16 protein-coding genes are annotated in these 15,551 nt (G+C 74.3%); 11 read left to right on the top strand and 5 right to left on the bottom strand.

What is annotated here, in order from left to right; translation table 11 throughout:
- Positions 1 to 35: 35 nt before the first annotated feature.
- The 6 genes from ACGFX4_RS25995 to ACGFX4_RS25970 are packed head-to-tail and all read left to right on the top strand — an operon-like array spanning position 36 to position 6,054.
- A complete protein-coding gene (locus tag ACGFX4_RS25995; RefSeq protein WP_393078880.1) occupies positions 36 to 686 on the top strand; it encodes a sigma-70 family RNA polymerase sigma factor in 651 nt (216 codons plus the stop codon).
- Positions 687 to 730: 44 nt separating this feature from the next.
- Positions 731 to 1,732, top strand: a complete 1,002-nt coding sequence (locus tag ACGFX4_RS25990) for a hydroxyacid dehydrogenase (protein WP_393078877.1) — start codon at positions 731 to 733, stop codon at positions 1,730 to 1,732.
- Between the two features lie 52 nt (positions 1,733 to 1,784).
- Positions 1,785 to 3,056, top strand: a complete 1,272-nt coding sequence (locus ACGFX4_RS25985; protein ID WP_393078874.1) for an adenylosuccinate synthase — start codon at positions 1,785 to 1,787, stop codon at positions 3,054 to 3,056.
- A gap of 24 nt (positions 3,057 to 3,080) precedes the next feature.
- Entirely contained in the window at positions 3,081 to 3,665 is a 585-nt protein-coding gene (locus tag ACGFX4_RS25980; protein WP_393078872.1) for a hypothetical protein, read from the top strand.
- Positions 3,662 to 4,708 carry an LLM class flavin-dependent oxidoreductase gene (locus tag ACGFX4_RS25975; protein ID WP_393078869.1) on the top strand — a complete coding sequence of 349 codons (1,047 nt, stop codon included), beginning with the start codon at positions 3,662 to 3,664 and terminating at the stop codon, positions 4,706 to 4,708. Before ACGFX4_RS25980 ends, ACGFX4_RS25975 begins: the two co-directional genes overlap by 4 nt.
- Positions 4,705 to 6,054 (top strand): LLM class flavin-dependent oxidoreductase, encoded by a 1,350-nt coding sequence (locus ACGFX4_RS25970; RefSeq protein ID WP_393078867.1) that lies wholly within the window; start codon positions 4,705 to 4,707, stop codon positions 6,052 to 6,054. Before ACGFX4_RS25975 ends, ACGFX4_RS25970 begins: the two co-directional genes overlap by 4 nt.
- A gap of 60 nt (positions 6,055 to 6,114) precedes the next feature.
- Here the strand turns inward: ACGFX4_RS25970 and ACGFX4_RS25965 are convergent, their stop codons facing one another.
- The 3 genes from ACGFX4_RS25965 to ACGFX4_RS25955 all read right to left on the bottom strand — a co-directional run bounded on the left by ACGFX4_RS25965 (position 6,115) and on the right by ACGFX4_RS25955 (position 9,936).
- Complete coding sequence (locus ACGFX4_RS25965; protein ID WP_393078864.1) at positions 6,115 to 7,320, bottom strand: MFS transporter; 1,206 nt, start codon at positions 7,318 to 7,320, stop codon at positions 6,115 to 6,117.
- A gap of 42 nt (positions 7,321 to 7,362) precedes the next feature.
- A complete protein-coding gene (locus ACGFX4_RS25960; RefSeq protein WP_393078862.1) occupies positions 7,363 to 8,385 on the bottom strand; it encodes a hypothetical protein in 1,023 nt (340 codons plus the stop codon).
- 201 nt (positions 8,386 to 8,586) lie between these two features.
- On the bottom strand, positions 8,587 to 9,936 hold the full coding sequence (locus ACGFX4_RS25955; RefSeq protein ID WP_393078860.1) for an aminotransferase class I/II-fold pyridoxal phosphate-dependent enzyme: 1,350 nt from the start codon (positions 9,934 to 9,936) through the stop codon (positions 8,587 to 8,589).
- Between the two features lie 123 nt (positions 9,937 to 10,059).
- On the opposite strand from ACGFX4_RS25955, the gene ACGFX4_RS25950 reads away from it, so the two are divergent.
- From ACGFX4_RS25950 to ACGFX4_RS25930, 5 genes are all read left to right on the top strand, one after another.
- Complete coding sequence (locus ACGFX4_RS25950) at positions 10,060 to 10,743, top strand: HAD family hydrolase (protein WP_393078857.1); 684 nt, start codon at positions 10,060 to 10,062, stop codon at positions 10,741 to 10,743.
- A gap of 162 nt (positions 10,744 to 10,905) precedes the next feature.
- The gene (locus ACGFX4_RS25945) at positions 10,906 to 11,601 is read left to right on the top strand and encodes a phosphoribosylaminoimidazolesuccinocarboxamide synthase (protein ID WP_393078854.1); all 696 of its coding nucleotides are present in this window, start codon (positions 10,906 to 10,908) and stop codon (positions 11,599 to 11,601) included.
- A gap of 22 nt (positions 11,602 to 11,623) precedes the next feature.
- Complete coding sequence (locus tag ACGFX4_RS25940; protein WP_393078852.1) at positions 11,624 to 12,292, top strand: SDR family oxidoreductase; 669 nt, start codon at positions 11,624 to 11,626, stop codon at positions 12,290 to 12,292.
- Positions 12,293 to 12,326: 34 nt separating this feature from the next.
- A complete protein-coding gene (locus tag ACGFX4_RS25935; RefSeq protein WP_393078849.1) occupies positions 12,327 to 12,755 on the top strand; it encodes a hypothetical protein in 429 nt (142 codons plus the stop codon).
- Positions 12,731 to 13,525, top strand: a complete 795-nt coding sequence (locus tag ACGFX4_RS25930) for an HAD family hydrolase (RefSeq protein ID WP_393078846.1) — start codon at positions 12,731 to 12,733, stop codon at positions 13,523 to 13,525. The genes ACGFX4_RS25935 and ACGFX4_RS25930 overlap by 25 nt, the downstream gene beginning before the upstream one ends.
- A gap of 3 nt (positions 13,526 to 13,528) precedes the next feature.
- Here ACGFX4_RS25930 and ACGFX4_RS25925 read toward each other — a convergent pair whose 3' ends face one another.
- Positions 13,529 to 14,443, bottom strand: coding sequence for a 5'-3' exonuclease H3TH domain-containing protein (locus ACGFX4_RS25925; protein ID WP_393078934.1), 915 nt, complete (start codon positions 14,441 to 14,443; stop codon positions 13,529 to 13,531).
- 52 nt (positions 14,444 to 14,495) lie between these two features.
- Complete coding sequence (locus ACGFX4_RS25920; RefSeq protein WP_393078844.1) at positions 14,496 to 15,539, bottom strand: cation diffusion facilitator family transporter; 1,044 nt, start codon at positions 15,537 to 15,539, stop codon at positions 14,496 to 14,498.
- Positions 15,540 to 15,551 lie beyond the last annotated feature (12 nt).

The following is a 15,551-nucleotide window of genomic DNA, read 5'->3' as shown; positions in this document are numbered from 1 at the left end:
GCCCCGCACCGGAACAGCCCTGGGAGGCAGCACCGTTGTCCGGCCCCGTCCTGGAACACCCGCAGCAGCACGAGCGGGAACACGAACACGTCCCCGCCCCCGACGAGCAGTTCGAGCGCCAGCGTCCGCGGCTGCTGGCACTCGCCTCCCGGCGGGTCGGCTCCGCCGAGGAGGCCGAGGACATCGTCTCCGAGGCCTGGCTGCGCTGGTCCGCCGCGACCGGCGTGGAGAACCACGCCGCGTTCCTGGCCACCGTGGTCAGCCGGCTGTGCGTCGACCACCTGAAGTCCGCGCACACCCGGCGGGTCTCCTACGTCGGCGCCCTGGTGCCCGAGGAGGTCCTGCCCGTCGGCGGCGAACCGCACGAACTGGTCGGCGACGAGGACGAGTTGCGCGGCCGGATGACCTGGCTGCTGGAACGCCTCTCACCGGCCGAGCGCGCCGTCCTGCTGCTGCGCCGCGCCTTCGACTACAGCCACCGGGAGATCGCCGCCGCGCTCGGCATCAGCGAGGCCTACAGCCGCAAGCTGTACGGCCGGGCCTGCGGCCGCCTCACCGCCGACCACTCCCGCTTCACCGTCGCGCCCACCGAACGCACCGAGCTGACCCGGCGCTTCCTGGCGGCCAGCCGCGGCGGCGAACTCAAGCCGCTGGAAGACCTGCTCGCCGCGGCGATGGCCGCGTGACCCGCCACCACCACGACCACCCCCCGCACCTGGAGGAACCCGCCATGCGACCCACCGTGCTCCTGATCGGCTCGATGTACGCCGCCGAGGCCGAGGAACTGCTGGAGCAGCACGCCGACGTGCGCCGAGTGGACGACCAGGACCGGCCCGCGATCCTCGCCGCCGTCGCCGAGGCGCACGGCATCGTCGCCCGCTACCCCGCCCGCATCGACGCCGAGCTGATCGCCGCCGCCCCGAACCTCGTCGCGGTGCTCTCCAGCGGCCGCGGCGTCGACAACATCGACCTCGACGCGGCGACCGAGGCCGGCGTCGTCGTCGCCAACAACCCGGGCCTGGGCGGCAAGCCGGTCTCCGAGCACGCCCTCGGCCTGCTCCTGATGGTCACCCGCGGCCTCACCGCGATCAGCCGGGACGGGATCGAGAAGGCCTGGGAGGACCGCCTCACCACCCACCGGGTGGAGCTGACCGGCAAGGTGCTCGGCATCGTCGGCCTCGGCAACGTCGGCGGCTGGATGGCCCGCCGGGCGCACGGCGGCTTCCTGATGCGGGTGCTCGCCTACGACCCCTACGTCCCGGCCGAGAAGATGGCCGAGGTCGGCGCCGAGAAGGTGGACACCCTGGAGGAACTGCTCTCCCGGGCCGACGTGGTGACCTGCCACCCGGAGCTCAACGACGAGACCGAGCAGATGTTCAACGACAAGACCTTCGCGCAGATGAAGGCCGGCGCGTACTTCATGAACACCTCGCGCGGCCGGGTCGTCGACGGCGAGGCACTGGCCCGCGCACTGCGCAGCGGCCACCTCGGCGGCGCCGCGCTGGACGTCTACGAGGACGAGCCGCTGCCCGCCGACAGCCCGCTGCTGGGCATCGGGAACCTGGTGCTCAGCGCCCACATCGCGGACTTCACCGTCGAGACCAAGCGGGCCCTCGCGCTGTCCGCGGCGACCCAGCTGGCCGGCGCGCTGGCCGGCAAGCAGCCGCCGGCGGTGCTCAACCCCGACGTCTGGGGCCGGGCCGCCGAGCGCCGCCGCGCCCTGCTGGCCTGAGACCGACCGACCGGCCTGAGACCGACCGACCGCGAGAACGAGGAGTGCCGCCGTGCTGAAGGCGATCGTGGGCCTCAACTGGGGCGACGAGGGCAAGGGAAGAATGGTCGACAACCTGTCCGCGGAGGCCGACTTCACCGTCCGCTACCACGGCGGCAGCAACGCCGGCCACACGATCCACACCGACCGGGGCAGGTTCAAGCTGCACAGCCTGCCCAGCAGCGTGCTGCGCCCCACCGTGACCGGCGTGCTCGGCCCCGGGATGACCGTCGACGTCGAGGGCTTCCTCGCTGAGTTCGAGGCGCTGCGCGAGCACGGGGTGCGGGCCGACCGGCTCCTGGTCGCGGGCGCGGCCTCGGTCTGCTTCCCCTTCCACCGCGACCTGGACGGCGCCGAGGAGGAACGCCTCTCCGACGGCCGGTACGGCTCGACCCGGCGCGGCATCTCGCCCGCCTACGGGGACCGGGTGATGAAGAAGACCCTGCTCGTCCGGGAGCTGTTCGACCGGGCGAACCTGCCCGGCCGGCTCGCCGCCGTCCTGGACTGGGCGAACCAGCGGACCGAGCGGATCTACGGCGGCGCCGCGCTCGCCCCCGACGAGGTCCTGCGCTGGGCCTCGGACGTCGCCGAGCGGCTGGAGCCGCACGTCGTCGACGCGACCGCGCTGCTCGGCAAGGCCCTCGACGAAGGGGCCACCGTCATCGCGGAGGGGCAGCTCGGCGCCCTGAAGGACCTGTACTACGGCATCTACCCCTTCACCACCTCGTCCACCTGCCTGGCCGGCCACGCGCCGGTGGGCATCGGCGTCCCGTGGGCGCGGGTGGACCGGACGGTCGGCGTCACCAAGGCGTTCTCCTCCTGCGTCGGGGCGGGGCCGTTCGTGACGGAGTTCGACGAGGAGCGCGCCGACCGGCTGCGCCGGCAGTGGGGCGAGTACGGGGCGACCACCAACCGCCCGCGCCGGCTCGGCGCGTTCGACGCGGTGGCGACCCGCTACGGCGTGCGCGTGCAGGGCGCCGACGAGGTCGCGATCACCAACCTCGACCAGCTGAGCGGCACCGGCGAACTGCAGCTGTGCGTGGCCTACGAGCAGAACGGCCGCACGGTGCGCGAGTTCAGCCCCGTCCCGGCCGACCTGGCCGCCGCCACCCCGGTCTACGAGACCCTGCCCGGCTGGGACGAGGACCTCACCGGCATCCGCACGTACGAGGAACTGCCCGCCGGTGCGCGGGAGTACGTCGAGGCGATCCAGGACCTGCTCGGTGCGCCGGTGCGCCACGTGTCGGTCGGCTCGCACCGCGACGCCCTGATCGAGATCAAGTGAACCGGCTCAAGGAGGAGCGCTGACATGCTGGCCGTACTCGCGGTGAGCGACAAGCGGAACATCGAGCCGCTGGCCGCCGGACTCGTCCGGCTCGGCTGGCGGGTCGCGGCCACGGAGGGCACGTACCGGCTGCTGCGGGACGCGGGCCACCCGGTGGAGGGCATCGCCGACCTCGCGGGCGTGCCGACCCTGCTGGGCGGCCGGGTCAAGACGCTCACCGTCTCCGTGATGGGCGGCATCCTGGCCCGGGAGACCGAGTCAGACCTGCGCGAGATGGCGGAGCACGGCATCCCGCGGATCGACCTGGTGTGCAACAACTACTACCTGCTGCCCGAGCCGGGGCAGGAACCGGCCGCCTTCCGCGAGAAGGTGGACGTCGGCGGGCCCGCGATGCTGCGCGGCGCCGCGAAGAACTTCGAGCACGTCATCCCGCTCAGCGACCCGGACGACTACGACGAGGTGCTGAAGCTCCTGGAGGAGGGCGGCGGCAGCCCGTCCGCCGTCCCGGTGGAGTGCCGGCTCGCCCTGGCGGAGAAGGCGTTCCGGATCAGCAGCGCGTACGACGCGTCGGTCGCGGAGCTGTTCGGCGCCCGCGGGGGCCGGCCGTGACGGGCCGCGCCGGGCTCTTCCTGGCGTACGAGCTGCCCGACGCGGTGTCGGCCGGCCGGCCCGCCGACGTGGTCGCGGCGGCCGAGCGGGCCGAGGCGGCCGGGGTGCACGCGCTGCTGCTGAGCGACCGCCCGGCCGCCCGGCCGGGGCGACCCGCCGCGCCGGCCGCGATCGTCACCGCCTCGGTGCTCGCGGTGCGCACCCGGCGGATCGGCCTGGTCGTGGACGCCGCACCGGCCTACCACGAGCCGTACAACCTGGCCCGGACGGTGGCCTCGCTGGACCACGTCAGCGCCGGCCGGGCCGGCTGGCGGGTGGTCACCGGACCCGACCCGGAGGCGGACGCCAACCACCGCCGCGAGGGCGCCGACCCGGTGGACGGGCGGGCGGCGCGCGAGGCGGAGTTCGTGCCGCTGCTGCGCGACCTGTGGGACACCTGGGAGGACGGCGCCTTCGTCCACGAGAAGGACACCGGGCGGTTCATCGACCCCGGCCGGGTCCGGGTGCTGGACCACCGGGGCCCGGCGCTGCGGGTGCGGGGGCCGCTCAACCTGGTCCGCCCGCCGCAGGGCCACCCGGTGGTGCTGGCCCCGGCCGGCCACCCGGTGCTCGCCCGGGAGGCGGACGTCCTGCTGGCCGGCAGCCCCGAGGCCGCGGCCGCCGCCGACCGGCCGGTGCTGGCGACGGTCACCCCGTTCGTCGCCGGGACGGAGGCGGACGCCCAGGAAGTGCACGCCCGGGCGGGCGCGCCGCGGTCGGACGCGGACGCGGCGGTGCTGGTCGGTGACGGACCGTCCGTCGCGCGGCGCCTGCTCGAGTGGGCCGACCGCGCGTCCCTGCACGGCTTCACCCTGCGCTTCCCGCAGCCCGAGGGGGTCGAGGCCTTCACCGCCCTGGCACTGCCCGCGCTGCGGGCCGCCGGAGGGCTCGTCGACGGGCACGGGCCCGCGACGCTGCGCGGACACCTGGGACTGGCCAGGCCCGAGAACCGGATCGTCGCCCGGCTGACGGCCGCCGGCACGGAGAGGAGCCGACCGCGGTGAACGAACGGGAACTGCACCTCGGACTGATGTTCTGGGCGACCGGCACGCACGCCGCCGGGTGGCGCCACCCCGACGCGGTCGCCGACGCGGCCTACGACATCGAGCTGATCCAGGAGGTCAGCCGGAGCGCCGAGCGGGCCAAGCTCGACTTCGTCTTCCTCGGCGACCGGCTCGCCTCCGACCCGGCGCTGCAGCACAGCAACCCGGCGCAGATCTCCCGGCTGGAGCCCTTCGCCACCGCCGCCGCGATCGCCGCCGCCACCACGCACATCGGGGTGGTCGTCACCGCGAACCCCACCTACTCCGACCCGTACGGCATCGCCCGGCTGCTGGCCTCGCTCGACCACCTCAGCGAGGGCCGCGCGGCCTGGAACCTGGTGACCGGCGCGGACCCGGCCGCCGCGCTCAACTTCGGCCGGGACGCGCACTGGGACACCGAACGGCGCTACGACTGGGCCGAGGAGACCCTGGCGGTGGTCCGCGGGCTGTGGGACGCGGCCCCGGACCCGGACGGCACCGGCTCCCGCCGGATCGACCACCGCGGCCGGTACTTCTCGGTGGACGGACCGCTGGACGTCGCCCGGCCGCCGCAGGGCCACGTGGTGGTGTTCAGCGCCGGCACCTCCGACCGCTCCCGCGAACTCGGGGCCCGGGACGCCGACATCGTCTTCGCCGGGCCGCAGCCGACCTTCGCGAAGCGCAAGGAGTACTACGCCGACATCAGGGCCAGGGCGGCCCGGCACGGCCGCGCGGACCGGGTGGCGGTGCTGCCCGGGCTCACCCCGATCGTCGCCCCCACCACCGAGGAGGCGGTCGCCCTGCACGACCTGCTCAACGCGCTGCTGGTGCTCGACCCGGAGCGGGAGGTCGGCGACATCGTGCGGGCCGGCGGCATCGGCGAGGGCCACCGGCGCAACCTCACCTCCGCGTCCGAGGTGTTCGGCGTGGACGTGCGCGGCCACGACCTGGCCGACGCGGTCCCGGCCGACGTCCTGGCGGGCGTCTCGGAGGAGGGCGCCCGGCGGCTCGCCGAGATCACCCGGCTCACCCGGCGCACCGTCGGCGGGCCGGTCCCGATCACCTACGGCGACCTGGTGCACGCCACGCCCGCCCAGCTCTCGCACGTGGTGGTCGGCAACCCCGAGGAGGTGGCCGACATGATCCAGGAGTGGTTCGAGGAGGGCGCCGCGGACGGGTTCAACATCTACCCGGCGTACGTGCCGGGCGCGGTCACCGCCTTCACCGACCTGGTCGTCCCGGTGCTGCAGCGCCGCGGGCTGTTCCGCAAGGAGTACCGCGGACGGACGCTCAGGGACCACCTGGGGCTGGCCCTTCCGCCGCGCTGAGCAAGGACCGACGGCGACGGCCCCCGGAACCGCCCGGTTCCGGGGGCCGTCGCCGTTCGCTCAGTGCGGTGCGGCCGCCTCCGCCGGAGCGGGCGCGGCCGCCGGGGCGGCCGTGAAGCCCCGCCGGCCGAGCGCGAGGATCGTCAGGGTCACCAGGGCGCCCGCGGTGCCGCACAGGGCCGCCCAGTGCGCGTCGGCGTGCGCCAGCACGGTACCGACCGCCGCCGAGCCCAGCGAGGTGCCGGCGGCGAACAGCGTGACCAGCCAGGCGAAGGCCTCCGTGGTGGTGCCCGGCGGAGCCAGCTCGCCGACCAGCACGAAGGTGACCGTCAGCAGCGGGGCGAGGAACGCCCCGGTGAGCAGCATCAGCCCGGCCATCCAGCCCGGCGGGGGCAGCAGCACCAGCAGGCCGTACCCGACCACCAGACCGCCGGCGAACAGCAGCCCGCGGCCGGCGAGCGTGCCCGGCCAGCTGCGCGAGCCGTACACCAGCACACCGGCGAGCGAGCCGAAGGCGTTGAGCGCCAGCAGGGTGGGCGCGCCGCCGGGCACGTGCCAGTGCTCCGCGTACGAGACCACCAGGACGTTCAGCGAGCCGATCGCGAAGCCCACCCCGATCATCGCGCTCAGCAGGGTGACCAGCCGCCCGCTGCGCAGCGGGCCCAGCCAGTCGCCGGACCGGGTCTCGGCCCGCCACTCGCGGGACGGCCGCGCGCTCGCCACCACCGCGACGCCGAACAGGCCGAGCAGCGCCTGGACGTACAGCGCGGCGGTGGGGGACCAGATCGCGACGCTGCCGGTGACCACCAACGGACCGGCGACGAAGACGAGTTCCTGCGCGCTGGAGTCCAGCGCGTACGCCGATTCGAGCTTCCCCTCGGGGGCGATGGCCGGCCACAGCACCCGCAGACAGGGCTCCAGCGGGGGCGTCATCGACCCGGCGAGCACGGCGCCGACCAGGACGGCCACGGGCTCGCGCGGTGCCAGCGCGATGGCGAAGAAGCCGGCGGCGGCGAGCAGCGCGGTCGGCACCAGGATCCTGGTCTGCCCCCAGCGGTCGACCAGCCGGCCGAGCAGCGGGGAGCCGACCGCCGCCGCGATCGCGTAGGCACTGGCCGCCGCCCCGACGAAGCCGTACCCGGACCCGGCCTCGCGCAGCGCCAGCGGGATGGTGAGCGCGGCCATCGCGGAGGGCAGTCTGCCGACCCAACTGCCCAGCAGCAGACGGGTGACGAAGGGGGACCGGAGTAATGCCAGGAAGCTCATGAGCTCTACCTTAAGAGGATCTACGCGCGGATACACCGCGATTCATCGGTTGGCCTGTACATGAAGTCTGAGGATCGCCGGACGGTCCGCGCGGGTGCCGACCTCGATGTCCGCGGCACCCACCACCCGGTGGTGGGCCAGGCCCGGCGCGGTGGTGATCCAGACGTGGCAAGTGGCGGGGTCCGCCCACCACGCCATGCCCGCTCCGCGGGCCGTGCTGTGCCAGAAGTACCGGTGCTGCTGGCCGGGCGGGAGGACGGCGACCAGGGCCGCCGGCGCGTCGTACAGGTCGATGCCGAGCAGCCGGTCCCGGTCGTCGAAGGTCAGCCAGACCGTGCCGCGGTAGCCGATCCGGACCAGCGGCCCGGCCGCGGGACCGCCCGTCGCGGCGTGCAGGAAGCCCGACTTGGGATCCCAGCTGACCCCGGGGGCGGCGGTCGGGGCCGGCCCGGCCTCTGCCGGGTGCCGGCCCAGCTCGGCCTCCGCCCGGTAGTCGGCGGCCAGCCGGTGGACCAGGTCCATCCGGTCCGCGGCCAGCCGGCGGGCCGGCTCGGTCAGCAGCTCCCGCTCGGTCCGGACCAGCGCCTCGTAGAGCTCCGGCAGGGCCGGGCGCGGGTGCCGGCCGGCCGGGGCGTGCCAGCGCGGCCCGCCGCCGGCGAGCGTCCGGTGGAGCCCGGCGGCGCCCATCGCGTCGATCCGCTCGGCGTCCAGCACGGCCGCGCCGTACGGCACTTCGGCGGCCGGCGGGTCGGGGTCGAGCAGCGTCAGCAGGTCCCGGTGCAGCGCGTCGGGCACCCCGGAACGGCTCAGGAAGTCGACCGCGTCGGCCCGGCTCGGCGCCACCGGGCCGTCGGGGCCGGCCGGGCCGTGCGGGGCGTCCGGCAGGCCGAAGCGGTGGTAGAGGTAGGCGGCGCAGCGGGCGGTGCCCGCGGCGAGCCCGGACTCCTCGGCGATCCGGCCCGCCAGCTCGGCGGTCCGGGCCAGGTGTCCGGAGTCGTGGGGCGCGGCGAGCGCGGCCAGGTCGGTGAGGGTGTGGTCGTGCAGGCGCTCGATCATCGACGTCACGGCCTTCGGACTCCTCGGTCCGTACGGGTGCGGGGCGTGGGGGCGACCTGTGGGCGGCGGCCGGTCCGGCCGGACCGGACCGCGCCGGGGCGGAGAGGCGGAGGGGCCGGCTTCTCTCCTGGGCCGTCCGTCAGCATCGTTCGCGCAGAACCGACTGTCAAGGACGCGTCGCGGCCCGGCCCGGAACGGACTGACGGACCGTCAGGAAAGGCGCCCCCGGCCGGAATCGACCCGGAACACCGCCGCCACGTCCGCCGCCAGCGCCGGAATCTCCGGCAGGGCCAGGCCGGAGACGGTCACCCGCAGCCCCGGCGCCGACTTCAACCGGAACGGCGTGCCCGGGGCCACCGCCCAGCCCCGCTGCAGCAGCGCCACCACGGCGGAGGTCTCGCTCCGCGCCGGGATCCAGACGTTGAAGCCACTGCGCCCCCGGGCCGGGACGCCCTGCGCCGCCAGCGCGCCGATCAGCGCGCCGCGCCGCTCGGAGTAGTGGGCGGCCACCCGCGCCCGGTCCACCGACGGGTCGGTGAGCAGCCGGGCCGCCGCCCGCTGGAGCACGTGGCTCACCCAGCCGGTGCCCAGTCGCTGCCGGCCGCGCAGCCGGTCCACGGTGTCGGCGTCGCCGCTCAGCACGGCCAACCGCATGTCGGGGCCGAGGAGTTTGGTGACCGAGCGGATCACCGTCCAGCGGTCGGTGACCGGGCGGCCGTCCGCCGCGCACACCGCCCGGTACGGGCTGTCCGCGATGGCGTGGCCGAAGTCGTCCTCGACCAGCAGGACGTCGGGGTGGGCGGCCAGCAGCGCGCGCAGTTCGGCGGCCCGGGCCGCGCCGATCGACGCGCCGGTGGGGTTCTGCGCGCGGGAGGTGACCACCACGGCGGCGGCGCCGGCTGCCAGGGCCGCCGCGACGTCCGCCGGGAGCGGCCCGTCGTCGTCCACCCCGATCCCGGTCATCCGCAGGCCGAGTGCGGGGAGCAGGTCGTGCAGGCTGCCCCAGCCCGGGTCCTCGACCGCGACCAGGTCGCCCGGGCGCAGCCGGGCCTGCAGCACCCGCTCGATCGCGTCGAGGGCGCCCGAGGTGACGGCGACCGACTCGGCGGGCACGCCGTCGGCCGTGAACTCCCGCCGGGCGACGGCCAGCAGGCCCGGGTCCAGGGCCGGTCCGCCGTAGAGGATCGGGGTGCGCAGCTGCTCGTCGGCGGCGAAGGCGAGCGCGTCGGCGAGCGGGGGCAGCAGCTCGCGGGCCGGGTTGCCGTCGGTCAAGTCGCGCACACCGTCCGGGACTTCGAAGCGTAGGTGGTCGCGCGGCGTGTGGGCGGGCCGGGCCAGGACGCGGGTGCCGCGCCGCCCGTCGGTCTCGATGACGCCCCGGTCGCGCAGCAGCCGGTACGCGGCCGCCGCGGTGTTGGGGTTCACTCCCAGATCGGTGGCCAGTCGGCGGAGCGAGGGCAGTGCGCTCCCGGGGCCGAGGCGGCCGGAGGTGACCGCCTGCTCGATGTCGGCGGCGATCTCCGAGGCTCGACGCCCACGAATCTGATGCTGCTCTGGCATGATGAACATTCTGCACGACCGCAGCCCCGCACGGAGGTTGTCCGCCCACGTCCGAGAACGGCGGGCCGGGGTCGGGTGCGGTCTTCGGTGCAGCCTTCGGCGCACTCACGTGAGGTGGATCAGATGCTCATGGGCCAGACGCTCGTCTTCGACGCCGACGACACACTGTGGGAGAACAACGTTCTCTTCGAGCGCGTCATCGACGGCTTTCTGAACTGGGTGTCGACTCCGGAGGAACGGACCCGTACCCGGACCCTTCTCGACGAGATCGAGGCGAAGAACGCGGTCACCCTCGGGTACGGCGCGGAGATGTTCCGGCAGAGCCTCGCGGACTGTCTGGAAGAGGTCACCGGGCGGACCCCCGCGGCCGAGGACCGGGCGCGGATCGAGGAGCTCCTCTCCCCGCTCACCAACCGCGGGGTCGAGCTGATCGAGGGCGTCGAGGAGGTCCTGCCGGTGCTCGTCGGCCGGCACGACCTGCTGCTGCTCACCAAGGGGAACCTGGCGGAGCAGCAGCGGAAGGTGGACGCGTCGCGGATCGCCCACCACTTCCGCAGCATCCACATCGTCGCCGAGAAGAACGTGGACACCTACCGGCAGCTCGTCGCCGAGCTCGGGCTCGACCCGGAGCGGACCTGGATGATCGGCAACTCTCCCAAGTCGGACATCCTGCCCGCGCTGCGGGCCGGCCTGAAGGCCGTCTACATCCCGCACGAGCACACCTGGGTGCTGGAGCACGAGGTGTTCCGGCCCGAGGAGGCGACGCTCGCGCTGGGCCGCTTCGCGGAGCTGCTGGAACACTTCTGACCCCCCGTCAGTCATGTCATGTCCACTTCTAAACCTCTCGACGGCCCTTTCTTTCCGGTGATGCCCGTGCAAGACTTGCCGCACCGCTGATCATCAAGTCCTGGCACGGATTCGTGCCCGATCTCATGAGAGCGACCCGTGGCTTCCTTGAACGTGGATAACGTGACTTCCCGTACTCCGGACATCGAGGGCCGTAGCAAGAAACTCTGGCATCTCGACGACGGCCGCTGCCTGATAGAGATGATTCCGTCGCTGCGGAGTTTCACATTCGATCGCGACGAGCTCGTCGACGGCACCGCCGAGTTGCGCCTCGATTTCTTCGAGTACGTTTCCGCCCGGCTCGCCGAATACGACGTCCACACCGTATTCGGCGAGCGCGTCGGCCCGACCACCTACATCGCGGACTACCGGCCGGCCCCGCCCTTCGAGGTCATCGTCAAGAACCGGGCCACCGGCTCCACCATCCGCAAGTACCCCGGACTGTTCGAGGAGGGCCAGGTCCTCGACCGCCCGGTGGTGAAGTTCGACTACCGGACCGACCCCGAGGACCAGCCGATCGGCGAGGACTACCTCCGCCTCCTCGGCGTGGACGTCGAGCACCACCGGAAGCTCGCGCTGGACTGCAACGCCGCCCTGCGCAAGCTCCTCGACCCGCTCGACCTCTGGGACTTCTGCCTCGTCATCGCGCCCGACGAGACGCACGGACTGGTCGTCAACTCCGAGATCTCACCGGACTGCATGCGCCTCAAGGCCGCCGACGGGCGCCCGTACGACAAGGACATGTTCCGCGAGGGCGCCGGCCGCGAGGACATCCTCGCCCGCTGGGCCGAGCTCATCGCGATGGTCTCCGGTGCCTGATCTCCCGGGCCCCCTGGCCCTGGTGACCGGCAGCAACCGCGGCACCGGCCGGGCCATCCGCAGCCGGCTGCTGGCCGACGGCTACGCCGTCCGCTGCCTCAACCGCACCTCGTGCGCCGACCACACCGACCCCGTCACCGCGGACTTCGCCGACCCCGACGCCGCCGCCCGGGCCGCCGTCCTCGCCCTGGCCGGGGCCCCGCGCCTGGACCTGCTCGTGGTCAACGCGGTCACCCGCGGCTTCGGCACCGTCGCCGAGGTCGGCGCGCGGGACTGGGACGAGGCCGTGGCGGTCAACCTCACCACCCCGGTCCGCGTCGTCCAGGCCGCACTCCCGCTGCTGCGCCGCAGCGAGGGGCACATCGTGCTGATGGGCTCGCACGCCGGCTCCCGCCCGTTCGAGGGCGGGCTGGCCTACTGCGCCACCAAGGCCGCGCTCAAGCAGGTGGCGGAGGTGCTCCTGATGGAGGAGCGGCGCCACGGGGTGCGCACCACCCTGCTCAGCCCCGGGGCGATCCGCAACCTCGACGACGACGACTCCGCCTACAAGATGAGCGTGGAATCCGTCGCCGACGTGGTGTCTTGGGCGGCCGCCACACCGCGGGACACCGTCCTCGGGGAGATCGAACTCCGACCCGGCCGGCTGGACCGGCCGCCGGTCGTCGGGCTCGACCGTCTCCAGTACGTCTGAAGGTGCATCGATCACGACCAACGGGGGTTGATCCGTGGAAGGACACGCCGGCCCGGCGGGGCTCCGCAGCGTGCAGGCCGAGTGGGACGAGGAACGGCACCGGGTCCGGGCCGAGCTGCGGGCCGACCCGGACGCGCCGGACGCGGCGCCGATGTCCTTCCGGAGCATCGGCTGGGTCGCCTTCGGGGCGTCGGGCGAGGTCTCCTCGATCAACGTCCACGACATCCCCGTCGAGGTCTCCGACCGGCTGCCCCGGGTGGACGGCGACGACGTGATCGGACGCGGGGTGGTGGACACCCAGTGGCTCTGGGTGCCGCTCGGCACCGGGCCGACCACCCGGCGGTGCGCGGGCACCGCCGACGTCGAACTCGTGCTCACCGCCGAAGGGTTGGCCCGGCTGACCCTGCGATTCCTGGAACCCCCGGCGGAGGACTGGCCATGGCCGACGGCTATCGGCTGCTAGCCTGCGACCTCGACGGCACGCTGCTCGATTCCCGCGGCGAGCTGCCCGCCGCGGTGTCCGCGGCACTCGACCGGGCCGCGGCGGCCGGCATGGCCGTCGCGGTGATCACGGCGCGGCCGCCGCGCGACGTCCCCCCGCGGGTCCGGGCGGGGATCCCGGCGGCGGCCTACTGGGCGCACGGGAACGGCGCGCTGGTCTTCCGGCCCGGGCAGCGCCTGCCGAGCCGCCAACTCGTCTTCGGGGCGGGCGCGGTGGGCCGGATCCACGCGGTCCTCGGCGCGCGGCGTCCTGGCTGGGCGCTGGCCTTCGACCTGCTCGACGGGACGGTCGTGCAGCCGGGCTTCCCCGCGGAGCTGACCCGCGGCTGGGCCGGGGTCGAGTGGCGCGGCGGGGCCGAGCTCGCGCGGGCCGTGGTGAAGGTGCTGGCCTGCCCCTTCCTCCCGTGCGACGCCGAACTCGTCGACACGGTGCAGGACATGGTGGGCGAGGAGGCCGAAGTCACCGCCTCCGGCGAGCACTTCCTGGAACTCGGCCCGCGCGGCACCGGCAAGCACGGCGTCCTCGCCTGGATCGCCGCCGACCTCGGCCTGCTCACCGCCCAGACGGTGGCCGTCGGCGACGGGCTCAACGACCGCGACATGCTCCGCCTGGCCGGCCTCGGCGCGGCCCCCGCCAACGCCGGAGCCCCGGTCCGCGCCGCGGCGGACCGCATCCTGCCCAGCAACGACGAGCACGCGGTCGCCCACCTGGTCGACCAGCTGCTCGGCTAGGTTTCAGGCGCCCTTGCCGGCCTCGGCCAGGGCGTCCAGGGTGCGGGTGAGGGAGGTGCCCAGGCCCCAGCGGGTGGAGAGCGACTCCAGGGTCATCGGGTCGATCGGCTCGGCGGGCAGGGCCGGGTCGAAGGCGGGCAGCGGGACGTCCCGGGCGACCTCGACCACGGTGGGGGCGACGTCCAGGTAGGCGGCGCCGTCCAGCAGGTTCTTCCGGCGGGCCGGGGTGATCTTCGAGGCGGGGTCGAGCGCCGCCGCCCGCACCCCGGCCAGGTCGCCGTAGGTCTGCAGCAGCTGGGCGGCGGTCTTCTCGCCGATCCCCTTCACCCCGGGCAGCCCGTCGCTGGTGTCGCCGCGCAGTGCCGCGAGGTCGGCGTACGAGGCGGCGCCGACGCCGTACTTCTCCTCGATGTACGCGTTGTCGACGACCTGCGGGTGGCCGACGCCCTTCACCGGGTACAGCACGGTGACCGCCCGGGCGTCGTCGACCAGCTGGAACAGGTCGCGGTCGCCGGTGACGATCTGCACCGGGCCGGTGGCCGCGGTGGCGAGGGTGCCGATCACGTCGTCCGCCTCGTAGCCGGCGACGCCGACCCGGGCGATGCCGATCGCGTCCAGCACCGCCTCGATCACCGGGACCTGCGGGGCGAGGGTGTCGGGGACCTCCTCCTCGCCGTCGGCGGCCTCCTCGGCGAGGCGGTGGGTCTTGTAGGAGGGGATCAGGTCGACCCGCCACTGCGGGCGCCAGTCGGCGTCCATGCAGGCGACCAGCTGGTCGGGCCGGTGGTCCTGGACCAGCCGCGTGATGAAGTCGAGCAGGCCGCGCACGGCGTTCACCGGCTGCCCGTCGGGGGACTTCATCGACTCCGGCACGCCGAAGTAGGCGCGGAAGTAGAGGCTGGCGGTGTCGAGCAGCATCAGGCGCGGTGCGGTCACCTTCCGAATCATGCCCTACCGGGCTGACAACGCCTCAGTGCCGGTGCGGACCGGCGCGGTGGACCGGGCCGTGGGCGTCCGCGCAGTGGTCGCGGTCGTCGTCGTCGCCGGGGCGGGTGATCTGCAGCAGCCCGTCGACCTCCTCCTCGCCGACGTGGTCGACCTGCAGGGTGGAGTGGCTGATCCGGTAGTCGTCCCGGAGCTGCCGCTGCAGGTCCCGGCGGACCGCGTGGCAGTCCCCGCCGGGGGTGACCAGGATGTGCGCGGAGAGCGCGGGCTGGCCGGAGGTGATCTCCCAGATGTGCAGGTCGTGGATCTCTTCCACCAGCGGGGCGGCGACCAGCTGGTCGGCGACCGTGTCCGGGTCGATGCCGGCCGGGGCGGCCTCCAGGAAGATCCGCCCGGAGTCCCGGACCAGCCCGATGCCGGCCCGGAGCATCAGCACCACCACGACCAGCGAGGCGATCGCGTCCGCCTCCACGAAGCCGGTGAGCATCACCACCGCACCGGCCACCGCGGTCGCGATGAACGCGTACAGGTCGGTCAGCACGTGCTGGAAGGCGCCCTCGACGTTCAGCGAGCTGCGGTTCGCCTTGGACATGCACCAGGTGGCGGCCAGGTTGACCACGATCCCGACCAGCGCGGTCACCAGCACCAGCGAACCGGTCACCTCCGGCGGGTCGATCAGCCGCTGCACCGCCTCGTAGCCGAGCCAGGCCGAGAGGACCAGCAGCGTCACGCCGTTCGCCTGTGCCGAGAGGATCTCGGCCCGCTTCAGCCCGTACGTGTAGCCGCCGCGCGCCGGACGGGCCGACAGCCGCATCGCGACCAGCGCCAGGGCGATCGAGGCGGCGTCGGTGAGCATGTGCGCCGCGTCCGAGATCAGTGCCAGCGACTGGGCGGCGAAGCCGACCACCACCTCGCCCGCCATGAACACCAGGATCAGCAGCAGCGCGCTGACCAGCCAGCGGCGGTCCGCGTCGGCGGAGACAGCGTGCGAGTGCCCGCCGTGCCCGCCGTGCCCGCCGTGCCCGCCGTGCCCGCCGTGCCCGTGGTCGTGGTCGTGCTGGGCGCCCATCGAGATCCTCCC

The sequence above is a fragment of the Kitasatospora sp. NPDC048365 genome (assembly GCF_043200835.1).
Lineage (GTDB): Bacteria > Actinomycetota > Actinomycetes > Streptomycetales > Streptomycetaceae > Kitasatospora > Kitasatospora terrestris.
This window is presented reverse-complemented; position numbering and strand designations above follow the sequence as displayed.

What these genes read in the sequence shown, in the direction of transcription:
- ACGFX4_RS25950 (WP_393078857.1), top strand. Translation starts at nt 10,060, where the DNA reads ATGCTCATGGGCCAGACGCTCGTCTTCGACGCCGACGACACACTGTGG.
- ACGFX4_RS25920 (WP_393078844.1), bottom strand. Translation starts at nt 15,539, where the DNA reads ATGGGCGCCCAGCACGACCACGACCACGGGCACGGCGGGCACGGCGGG.
- ACGFX4_RS25980 (WP_393078872.1), top strand. Translation starts at nt 3,081, where the DNA reads ATGCTGGCCGTACTCGCGGTGAGCGACAAGCGGAACATCGAGCCGCTG.
- ACGFX4_RS25925 (WP_393078934.1), bottom strand. Translation starts at nt 14,443, where the DNA reads ATGCTGCTCGACACCGCCAGCCTCTACTTCCGCGCCTACTTCGGCGTG.
- ACGFX4_RS25930 (WP_393078846.1), top strand. Translation starts at nt 12,731, where the DNA reads ATGGCCGACGGCTATCGGCTGCTAGCCTGCGACCTCGACGGCACGCTG.
- ACGFX4_RS25965 (WP_393078864.1), bottom strand. Translation starts at nt 7,320, where the DNA reads ATGAGCTTCCTGGCATTACTCCGGTCCCCCTTCGTCACCCGTCTGCTG.
- ACGFX4_RS25990 (WP_393078877.1), top strand. Translation starts at nt 731, where the DNA reads ATGCGACCCACCGTGCTCCTGATCGGCTCGATGTACGCCGCCGAGGCC.
- ACGFX4_RS25955 (WP_393078860.1), bottom strand. Translation starts at nt 9,936, where the DNA reads ATGCCAGAGCAGCATCAGATTCGTGGGCGTCGAGCCTCGGAGATCGCC.